This window comes from Kitasatospora sp. NPDC001539 (assembly GCF_040298565.1).
Classification (GTDB): domain Bacteria; phylum Actinomycetota; class Actinomycetes; order Streptomycetales; family Streptomycetaceae; genus Kitasatospora.
Window position 1 is genome coordinate 1 of sequence record NZ_JBEPAK010000277.1, and the last position, 8,724, is coordinate 8,724.

Genomic DNA, 8,724 nt, shown 5'->3' on the forward strand with positions numbered 1-8,724 from the left:
GGGGTTCCTTGTTTTATGTGGTGTGATCTTCCTATCTGGCCCCGCCAAGGGTAAGGGGCCGCCGCCAACCCGGCCTGGGGGGGGGGCCCGCCATCGGCACCGCCCACGAGCGCGTCCGGTGCCCGGCCCCGTCACCGAGGGCCCGCGCCGGGAGCCGTCGGCCCACGGCGGTACGGTTGCGCTCCGACAGCGCACCACGTGCCCGGGCCCGGAACGGACCGGCCCGGCCGGCGCGACGACCGCGGCAACCGGAAGGAAGGGCGCGCGATGGCGGCGGAGGACGAGGACCTGACCGGTGCGGACGGGGCCGGGTCGGCACCCGAGCCCGAAGCCGAGGCATGCCCCGCGCCGCCGGACGAGCACCGGCCCGAGCCGAGGTCCGTCCCCGAGCTGCTGCTCGGCCGCCCGCCGATGGCCCGCCCGCTGCCCTCCTTCGACCACGAGGCCGCCCCCGCCGAGCCCGGCCCGCTGTTCGTGGAGTGGCTCGCCACCGCCCTGGACGCCGGGGTGCTGGACCCGCAGGCCTTCACCCTCTCGACCGTCGACGCGGACGGCGTGCCGGACGCCCGGGTGCTGGTGCTGCGCGACGTCGACGCGGCCGGCACCGGCTGGAACTTCTCCGCCGCCGCCGACAGCCCCAAGGGCCGCCAGCTCGCCGACCACCCGGCCGCCGCGCTGTCCGTCTACTGGCCGCAGCTGGGCCGCCAGGTGCGGGTCCGCGGCACCGTCGAGCGGGCCGCCGACCTGGTCGCCGCCGCGGAGTTCGCCACCCGCTCGCCCGCCGCCCGGGTCGGCGCGCTGGTCGGACGGCAGAGCGAGCCGCTGGGCGCGCTCACCGAGTACGACGAGGCGGTGGCGGTGGCCCGCCGCCGGCTGGAGGCCACCCCGGACGCCGTCGCGGCCGGGCACGCGGTCTACACCCTGTGGGCGCACGAGGTGGAGTTCTGGCAGGGCGACCCGCAGCGCCGGCACGTCCGGCTGCGCTACACCCGCACCGGCCCGGTCCGCAGCCCGGAGTGGTCGCGCACGCTGCTCTGGCCGTAGCGCCCCCTGGCGGCCGGGGCGTCCCGGCCGCCGCGCGCCCGGCGGCAGCGCACCCCGGCCGTGGCGTTCCCGGTGCGGCGCTCCCCCGCCCGTAGCGTTCCCGGCCGTGCCGCTCCCCCGTGCGGCGCTCCCGGCCGGGGGCCGCGCGCCCGTAGCGCCCGGGACGCGGCCCCGCGCGGGGCCCTACCGCCGCCCGGTCAGCGTGGCCCCCACGCTGGCCGCGACCACGCAACCGATTCCGGCCAACTGCGCGGCACCCAGCAGCTGGCCGAGCACCACCAGCCCGACCAGCGCGCTGACCGCCGGCTCCAGGCTGACCAGCACGCTGAACACCCGCTGGGGCATCCGGCGCAGGGCCGTCATCTCCAGCGCGTACGGGATCACCGGCAGCAGCAGCGACACCCCGGCCGCCGCGGCGAGCAGCGCCAGAGGCGAGGCACCGGGCGCGGTCAGCCCGTTCCAGGCCTGGCCGAGGCCGAACGGCGCCAGCGTCAGCGCGCCGACCGTCATCGACACCGCCAGGCCCTGGAAGCCCTGGAAGGTGGCGCCGACCTTGTCGGTGAACAGGATGTAGGCCGCGTAGCAGGCCGCCGCCCCGAAGGCGTACAGCAGGCCGACCGGGTCGAGCGAGCCGCCGGCGGAGCCCTCGCCGAGCAGGGTCAGCAGCGCCACCCCGGCCGCCGCGAGCAGCGCCCAGAGCAGGTGGCCGGCGCGCCGGGCGAAGACCAGGGCGACGGCGAGCGGGCCGAGGAACTCGATGGTCGCGGCGGTGCCCATCGGCAGCCGGTCGATCGCCCCGGCGAACAGGAAGGTCATTCCGGCCGAGGCCACGCCGAGCAGCGCGGCCGCGGCGAGGTCGCGCGGGCGCTTGTCGCGCAGCCTGGGCCGGGTGACGGCGAGCAGGATGACCGCCGCGAAGGCCAGCCGCAGGAACGTCGTGCCGCTGACCCCGAGCGGGCCGAAGAGCGGCTTGGACAGCGCGATGCCGGTCTGCACCAGGAACATCGCGGTCAGACAGAGAAGCGGCGCCGGGATCCTCTCCGGGCGCCGCAGGACCTTGCCGAACCGGCCGGTGGACCGGCCGGCCCCCGTTCCGGGGGGTGCTGCGGAGCCGGGCTCCCCGCCTCGTCGCCAGCTGCCCCGCTCGCCGGCCGGCTCGCCCTTGGGGGCGGGCGGCATGGCAAGGGCCTCGGCGACGGCGGCGGCCGAGGTCGGGGCAGCGGTTTGGCTGGTACGGGAGACGGGCATGCTCACGAGTTTGCCGTAAGGACTGACAAACGGGCAAGCTCGTTACCAGAATCGGGACGGATGCGGACGGGTGCGCCCGAAAGGGTGGACGCCGGCGGGGCCCGCGGCGTGGTTGGCGCATTCGTCCGATGGTCCGTCAGTATCAAGGCCGGATGCGCTACATCCGCCCGGCGGCCCTCCTCGCCGCCTCCCTCGTGCTCCTGCTGGCCACCGATGGGACGGGCGTGAACGCCGAGGCCTCCGCCCGGGCCGCCGCCCCGCGCATCCGTGCCGTCACCCTCCCCGACCGGTCCGGCCCGCCCCCGGGCCGCGACGACTGGAGCGGCACGGCCTTCGACGCCTGCAGCGCCCCCGCGCTCGACACCTTGCGGGCCTGGCGCGCGGGCTCCCCGTACGGGGCGCTCGGCGTCTACGTCAGCGGTTCCCAGCGCGGCTGCGCCCAGCCCCGGCTCACCGCCGACTGGATCCGCCAGGCGCGCGCCATGGGCTGGCGGTTCCTGCCGGTGCACGTCGGGCTCCAGGCGCCGTGCGCCGACCCCGCCCGCAGGCCCAAGCGGATCGACCGGGCGAACGCCGTCCGGCAGGGCCGGGACGAAGCCGCCGAGGCGGTGGGTGCGATGCGATCGCTCGGCCTCGGCAAGGGCAGCCCGGTGTACCTGGACATCGAGTCCTACCCGATGCGGGACCCCGCCTGCGGCCAGGCCGTGGTCGACTTCACCCTCGGCTGGACCGAGGCCCTGCACCGGTCCGGCTACCGCTCCGGCTACTACTCCAGCCTCGACTCCGGCATCGCCGACCTGGTCGCCGCCGCCCGGGCCGGCAGCTCCCCGCTCCCCGACGCCGTCTGGTACGCCCACTGGGACGACCGCGCCGACACGGCGGGCTCCGGCCCGCTCGTCCCCGACCTCTGGGGCGCCCACCAGCGCGTCCACCAGTACCGCGGCAACGTCCAGGAGAGCTACGCCGGAGCCGTCCTCACCGTCGACCGCAACCAGGTCGACGGTCCGGCCGCCGGTTGAGCCCCCGTCGATAGGGTGTCCCCCTCGACCAGCACGAGGGGGCGCAATGACGAACGGCCAGGAGAGCGGCGGAGCGCCCGGGTACGGCGCGGCCCCGCAGCAGAACCCGTACGGGCAGGGCGCGCACGCACCGAACCCGTACGCCCAGCCCGTTCCACCGCAGCAGCCGTACGGCCCGCCGGCCGCCGCGCCGAACCCCTACGGCCCGCCGGCCGCCGCGCCCAACCCGTACGCCCAGCCGGCCGCCGCGTCGAACCCCTACGGCCCGCCGGCCGCCGCGCCCAACCCGTACGCCCAGCCGGCCGCCGCGTCGAACCCCTACGCCCAGCCGGCCGCTGACCCCCAGCCGGTCCCGTACCCCCGGCCGGTCCCCCCGCAGCAGCCGGACGCCGCCCGACGGCCCGACCCCGCCGCCCGGTTCGAGGCCGCGCCGCAGCCGGGCGGCTTCCCCGGCCCGGCGCCGCGCCGCAACCGCGCCGCCGTGCTGCTCCAGTTCCTCCTGCAGTGGATCTACGCCCCGCTCTGGATCCTCGGCCTGGTGGCCGTCTTCGTCGTGCTGATCCTCGCCGACTACAGCGGCGGCGGCCCCGACTCCGACGGCTGGGTCCGGGTCAACCGCAGCTTCATCCCGCCGCGCCGCCTCCGCACCGAGCTCACCGGCCGCCCCGAGGACTGGGAGCGCTACGTCACCCCGCTGCTCGAGCGCCGCATCGCCGCCGCGGAGGTGACCCATGCCGCCGGCGGCGGGACGGTGCAGCCCGATCTCGGCCGCGAGGTGTCGGTCGGACTCGCCGTGCGCCTCTACCGGGGCCTCGGCGCGGACGGCGTGGTCCGGATCGCCGAGCGGTTCGGCTGGCAGGGCGTGCCGAACGGCACCGACGCCGAGCAGGTCCGGCTCGTCCGCCGCTTCCCGGCCCCGGCCGCCCTCGCGGCCCCCTCCCCGCAGGATCCGCCCGCCGCACCGGGCACGCCCTGGGGCCCGCAGCCCACCCGCTTCGCGCTGCTGCTGCCGGTCGTCTTCCTGCTCCAGATCGTCTACGTCCCGGTGTACGGCCTGCTCACCTTCTGGGTGAACCACCCCGAGCCCGACCGCTGGGAGCGCTGGGGCGCCCGCTGGACGGTCGGCCCGCGCGCCTTCAAGGCCGAGTTCACCAACAGCCCTGCCGCCTGGGACCGGCACATCCGGCGCATCCTCAAGCGCGATGCCACCCGCGAACTGGCCCGCCCCGCCGACGGCTACGGGCCCCTCGTCGCCCCTGACGGCACCTTCCTGCGCCGGATCACGCTCCACCGCGCCACCTACCGCGGCACCGGCGCCCACCGCGCGCTGCGCATCGCGGCCGAGGAGGGCTGGGTCCTCGACCCCGCCTACGCCCCCGACCCGGTCAACTCGCTCCGGCTCTGCCGCGCCGACCACCGCTGAGCCGCGCCGACCGCCGCTGAGCCGCCCCGACCACCGCTGAGCCGCGCCCGCCGGCGAGCGGGAGAAACCGGGCGAATCAGTGATCCGTTCAACGGCTTCGGGATGCTGACAGCGGACGGGCGGGGCGGCACAATCGGGCACGTCCGCGCGCATTACCCCCGGGTAGGGGCGCCGCAGGAGCCGCCAGTGCCGCCAGGTCGAGGAGGACCCGTGTTCAGCACGATGCAGGACGTACCGCTCACCGTCGCCCGGATCCTCGAGCACGGGTCCACGATCCACGCCCGCTCCACCGTCACCACCTGGGACGGCGCCGGCCCGGTCGTCCGCAGCTACGCCGAGGTGGGCGCCCGCGCCGCGCAGCTCGCGCACGCGCTGCGCGACGAGCTCGGGGTGACGGGCGACGACCGGGTCGCGACCCTGATGTGGAACAACGCGGAGCACCTGGAGGCGTACCTCGCCGTCCCCGCGATGGGGGCGGTGCTGCACACGCTCAACCTGCGGCTGCCCGGCGCCCAGCTGTCCTTCATCGTCAACCACGCCGCGGACCGCGTGATCATCGTCAACGGCAGCGTCCTGCCGCTGCTCGCGGCCGTGCTCCCGGAGCTGGCGCCCACGCTCAAGCACGTCGTGGTGGCCGGCCCCGGGGACCGCTCGCTGCTGGCGGGCTTCGCGGGCGGCGTGCACGACTACGAGGAGCTGATCGCGGACCGGCCGGTCGACTACCCCTGGCAGCAGGACATCGACGAGCGGCAGGCGGCCGTGCTCTGCTACACCTCCGGCACCACCGGGGACCCGAAGGGCGTGCTCTACAGCCACCGCTCGATCTACCTGCACTGCATGCAGGTCAACACCGGCGACAACTTCGCCTTCACCCCGCGCGACACCGCGCTGCCGGTGGTCCCGATGTTCCACGTGAACGCCTGGGGCATCCCGCACGCCGCCTTCATGTCCGGCGCCAACCTGCTCATGCCGGATCGTTTCCTCCAGCCCAAGCCGATGGCCGAGATGATCGCCGCGGTGCGGCCCACCGTCAGCGCCGCCGTCCCCACCATCTGGAGCGGCCTGCTGGACGAGCTGGACGCCGGTGACTACGACACCTCCAGCCTGCGGATGGTGGTCATCGGCGGCAGCGCCTGTCCGCCGTCGCTGATGAAGGCCTTCGACGAGCGCCACGGCATCCGGGTGCTGCACGCCTGGGGCATGACCGAGACCTCTCCGCTCGGCTCCTTCGCCCAGCCGCCGGGCGGCCTCACGCCCGAGGAGGAGTGGCCGTACCGGATCACCCAGGGGCTCTTCCCGGCCTCCGTCGAGGCCCGGCTGATCGGCCCGGGCGGCGAGCGCATGCCGCACGACGGCGTCTCGGCCGGCGAGCTGGAGGTGCGCGGCCCCTGGATCGCCGGGGCGTACTACGGCGGCGCCGGGCAGGACCCGGTCCGCCCGGACGACAAGTTCTCCGAGGACGGCTGGCTGCGCACCGGAGACGTGGGCACCATCACCGCCGACGGCTACCTGACCCTCACCGACCGGGCCAAGGACGTCATCAAGTCCGGCGGCGAGTGGATCTCCTCGGTCGACCTGGAGAACCAGCTGATGGCCCACCCCGAGGTGGCGGAGGCCGCCGTGGTCGCCGTCCCGGACGAGAAGTGGGGCGAGCGCCCGCTGGCCACCGTCGTGCTGCGCCCGGGCGCGACCGCCGGGCTGCCGGAGCTGCGGACCTTCCTGGCCGAGCGGATCGCCTCCTGGCAGCTGCCGGAGCGCTGGGCGATCGTCGAGTCGGTGCCGAAGACCTCGGTCGGCAAGTTCGACAAGAAGGTGATCCGGGCCGAGTACGCGGCCGGCGCGCTGGACGTCACGGTGCTCGGCAAGTAGCGGCGCACCGGCGGGGCCGGCCGACCCGACCGGGGGGCCGGCCCTCGGCGTGCCCGGGCTCAGCCCGCGGCGGCGACGCCCGCCTCGCCCATCGCGCCGATCCGCCCGAGCAGGTCGACGATCCGGGACTGGACGTCCTCGGTGGTGGAGCGCTCGGCGAGGAACAGCACCGTCTCGCCGGTGCGCAGCCGGGGCAGTTCGCGCGGATCGAGGTCCACCGAGGTGTAGACCACCAGCGGCGTGCGGTGCAGCCGGTCGTTGGCGCGCAGCCAGTCCAGCAGGCCGACCCGGCGGCGGCGGATCTGGAACAGGTCCATCACCACCAGGTTGGGCTGGACGCTGGCGGCGCGGGCCACGGCGTCGTTCTCGTCCGTCGCGTGCTCGACGTGCATGCCCCGCCGCTCCAGGCTGCTGATCATGGCGGCGGCGATGTCCGGGTCGCCCTCGACCAGCAGGACGCGCGGGGCGTGGTGCTCGCCGTCGCGCGGGGCGAGGGCGCGCAGCAGCACGGCCGGGTCGGCCCCGTACGCGGCGTCCCGGGTGGCCTGGCCGAGACCGGCGGTGACCAGCACCGGGACGCGGTTGTCGAGCGCGGCGGTGCGCAGCGACTGCAGGGCGGTGCGGGTGATCGGGCCGGTCAGCGGGTCGACGAAGAGCGCCGCGGGGAAGCCGGTGACCTGGGCGGCCACCTCCTCGCGGGAGCGGACGATCACCGGCTGGTAGCCGCGGGAGCGGAGGGCCTGGTTGGTGGCCGGGTCGGGCTCGGGCCACACCAGCAGCCGCCGCGCGTTGGCCAGCTCACCGGTGCCGGACTGCGGCTGCTCCGCCCCGGACGGCCCGGCGGCCGGCAGCTCCGCCATCGGACGCGGCGCGGTCCGCGCCTCTGCGGGCACCGGCGGCTGCGGTGGTACGGGGGCCACCGGCGCGGCGCCGAGCGGGCGCGGCGGGGTGAGCTCGGCCAGGCCGCTGCCCACCGGCTGCGGGGCGCCCGGCTCCTCGGCCGCGGGCAGGGCGGAGCGGGCGGGCTCCAGTGCGCTGCCGGGGCCCGCGGCGCCCGCGGAGTCCTGGTCGCCCGCGTTCTCCGGGGCGGGGCCGGGCGGTACCGAGAGCCGCCGGCGGCGGCCGGTCGGCGGGGCGGCCGGCTCGGGTGCGGCGGGTGCCGGGCCGACGGGCAGGGCGTGCTCCAGACCCGGGTAGACGGGGGTGTCGGCCACCCCGGGCAGCGCGAACCCGCCCGAGGAGTCCTCGGCGGAGGGCAGGGCGCGGCGCCGGCGCGGCTTGCCCGCAGCGCTGTCCTCAGCGGGGCCGGAACCGGGGGCGGCGGGGTCCGGCGGCGCGGCGGCGTCGGAGGGCGCGGGGCCGAGCGCGAGCGGCTCACGGCCGGCGGGCCGGTTCTGCTGGGGGCGTGCGCCCTCGACGGGCACGGCGTAGGCGGGCCCGGAGCTGCCGTCGTCGTTGCCCCACGGGTCGCTCTGCGCCCCGTCCGGGCCGGCCAGGCCCTGGCGGCCGTACGCGGGGTCGTTGCCCGTGCCGTTCCACTGCTCGGGGACGGCCCGCTCGATCCGGGCGGGGGCGTTCGGCCACTGGTCGGCGGGGGCCGCGGGGGCGGTGCCGGCCGCAGGGACGGGGGGAGGCGGCGGAACCGGGGGAGCGGCGGGAGCGGTGGGGGCCTGTTCCGCGGCGGCGGGCCGGCCGCGGCGGCCGCGGCGCTCGACCGGGGGTTCCTCGGCGGGTACCGGCTCCGGCTCCGGGGACCCGGCGCCGGGCTGCCCGGCCGCCGGGGCGGCTGCCGCCTCGCCGCTGCTGGGCAGCTGGGGGATGCCGGGGAGCTCGGGCAGGACGGCGCTGTCGCCCTCCTTGGGCCGGTCGGAGCGGCCCTCGGCGGCCGCGCGCTCGGCGGCGGCCTTCGCGGCGGCCGGGTCCAACGGCAGCTCGACCACGTACGTCGTCCCGGACTTGCCGGGCAGCTCGTGCGGCTGGAGCACGCCACCGTGGCGCTCGACCACCGCGCGGGCTATCGGCAGGTGGACGGGGCTGCCGCCGATGCCGGGGCCGCGGATCTCGACCCGGGCGACGTCGCCGCGCTGGGCGGCGGCCAGCACCACGGTCGGCGGTTCGGGG

General features: G+C 77.1%; 5 protein-coding genes and 1 pseudogene. 4 read left to right on the plus strand and 2 right to left on the minus strand.

Annotated elements, in window-relative coordinates; translation table 11 throughout:
* Positions 1–267: 267 nt before the first annotated feature.
* The gene (locus ABT247_RS28955) at positions 268–1,044 is read left to right on the plus strand and encodes a pyridoxine/pyridoxamine 5'-phosphate oxidase (RefSeq protein WP_350748173.1); all 777 of its coding nucleotides are present in this window, start codon (positions 268–270) and stop codon (positions 1,042–1,044) included.
* Between the two features lie 183 nt (positions 1,045–1,227).
* Here ABT247_RS28955 and ABT247_RS28960 read toward each other — a convergent pair whose 3' ends face one another.
* Positions 1,228–2,292, minus strand: a complete 1,065-nt coding sequence (locus ABT247_RS28960; protein WP_350748176.1) for an EamA family transporter — start codon at positions 2,290–2,292, stop codon at positions 1,228–1,230.
* 152 nt (positions 2,293–2,444) lie between these two features.
* Here ABT247_RS28960 and ABT247_RS28965 point away from each other — a divergent pair, with 152 nt between their 5' ends.
* The 3 genes from ABT247_RS28965 (at position 2,445) to ABT247_RS28975 (ending at position 6,603) form a co-directional block, all read left to right on the plus strand.
* A complete protein-coding gene (locus tag ABT247_RS28965; RefSeq protein ID WP_350748179.1) occupies positions 2,445–3,311 on the plus strand; it encodes a glycoside hydrolase domain-containing protein in 867 nt (288 codons plus the stop codon).
* A gap of 46 nt (positions 3,312–3,357) precedes the next feature.
* Positions 3,358–4,734 (plus strand): hypothetical protein, encoded by a 1,377-nt coding sequence (locus ABT247_RS28970; protein ID WP_350748182.1) that lies wholly within the window; start codon positions 3,358–3,360, stop codon positions 4,732–4,734.
* A gap of 210 nt (positions 4,735–4,944) precedes the next feature.
* Positions 4,945–6,603 carry a long-chain fatty acid--CoA ligase gene (locus ABT247_RS28975; protein WP_350748184.1) on the plus strand — a complete coding sequence of 553 codons (1,659 nt, stop codon included), beginning with the start codon at positions 4,945–4,947 and terminating at the stop codon, positions 6,601–6,603.
* A 59-nt stretch (positions 6,604–6,662) separates the two neighbouring features.
* Here ABT247_RS28975 and ABT247_RS28980 read toward each other — a convergent pair.
* A pseudogene (locus ABT247_RS28980) lies at positions 6,663–8,724 on the minus strand (hybrid sensor histidine kinase/response regulator); the annotation flags it as partial.